General features: G+C 45.4%; 1 protein-coding gene. It reads left to right on the top strand.

Going from position 1 to position 1,449, the window contains the following annotated elements; genetic code table 11:
* Positions 1-50: 50 nt before the first annotated feature.
* A protein-coding gene (locus CKK19_RS25175; protein WP_085949440.1) for an IS3-like element ISKpn8 family transposase occupies positions 51-1,420 on the top strand; the annotation gives its coding sequence in 2 pieces (ribosomal slippage) (positions 51-531 and positions 531-1,420; 1,371 coding nt in all).
* The last annotated feature ends 29 nt before the right edge of the window (positions 1,421-1,449 follow it).

Raw genomic sequence — 1,449 nt, 5'->3', positions numbered from 1 at the left:
ACCTGTACTGCACCCATTTTGTTGGACGATGAAATGGAATAGTCCCTGATATGTCAAAGCCAAAATACCCCTTCGAAAAGCGCCTTGAAGTCGTGAATCACTACTTCACAACTGATGATGGTTACAGGATCATCTCTGCACGTTTTGGTGTGCCTCGAACCCAGGTCAGGACGTGGGTTGCCCTCTATGAAAAACATGGAGAAAAAGGTTTAATTCCCAAACCTAAAGGCGTTAGTGCTGATCCAGAGTTGCGCATTAAGGTCGTGAAAGCCGTGACCGAGCAGCAGATGTCCCTCAATCAGGCTGCTGCTCACTTTATGCTTGCTGGTAGTGGTTCTGTAGCCAAGTGGCTGAAAGTCTATGAGGAGCACGGAGAAGCTGGTTTACGCGCACTCAAGATCGGCACCAAAAGAAACATTACAATGTCAGTTGATCCAGAAAAAGCGGCGTTAGCATTGGAGCTGTCGAAAGACCGACGTATTGAGGATCTTGAAAGACAAGTTCGATTCCTTGAAATGCGGCTTACGTATCTAAAAAAGCTGAAAGCCTTAGCTCATCCCGCGAAAAAGTGAAAGTACTCAACGAGCTAAGGCAGTTTTACCCTCTTGATGAGCTTCTCAAGGCAGCGGAGATACCGCGCAGTACGTTTTATTACCATCTAAAGGCTCTCAGCAAGCCTGATAAGTATGCGGATGTTAAAAAGCGTATTGGTGAGATTTATCACGAGAATAAAGGTCGTTACGGATACCGTAGGGTAACGTTGTCTCTCCATCGAGACGGGGAACGGATTAACCATAAAGCCGTTCAGCGCCTGATGGGAACCCTCTCGCTTAAGGCAGCGATTAAGGTCAAACGATACAGCTCCTACAGAGGAGAGGTAGGGCAAACCGCCCCCAATGTTCTCCAAAGGGATTTCAAGGCTACACGGCCAAACGAGAAGTGGGTTACCGACGTTACTGAATTTGCAGTCAATGGGCGAAAGCTGTATTTGTCTCCAGTAATAGATCTCTTCAACAACGAAGTTATTTCTTACAGCCTGTCGGAAAGACCTGTGATGAACATGGTCGAGAATATGCTCGATCAGGCATTCAAAAAGCTTAAGCCTCACGAGCATCCTATTCTGCACTCTGACCAGGGATGGCAGTATCGTATGAGAAGGTATCAAAACATCCTTAAAGAACAAGGCATTACACAGAGCATGTCCAGAAAAGGCAATTGTCTGGATAATGCAGTCGTGGAATGTTTCTTTGGAACCTTAAAGTCGGAGTGTTTTTATCTTGACGAGTTCAGTAATATAAGCGAACTGAAGGATGCTGTTACGGAATATATTGACTACTACAACAGCAGAAGAATTAGCCTGAAATTAAAAGGTCTGAGTCCAATTGAATATCGAACCCAGACCTATGTGCCTCGTGTTTAACTGTCCAACTTTTTGGGGTCAGTACAACC

The organism is Enterobacter sp. CCUG 70166 (assembly GCF_020224095.1).
Taxonomy (GTDB): domain Bacteria; phylum Pseudomonadota; class Gammaproteobacteria; order Enterobacterales; family Enterobacteriaceae; genus Enterobacter; species Enterobacter intestinihominis.
Note: the sequence above shows the minus strand (reverse complement) of the source record. Positions and strands in the feature narration are given on the sequence as shown.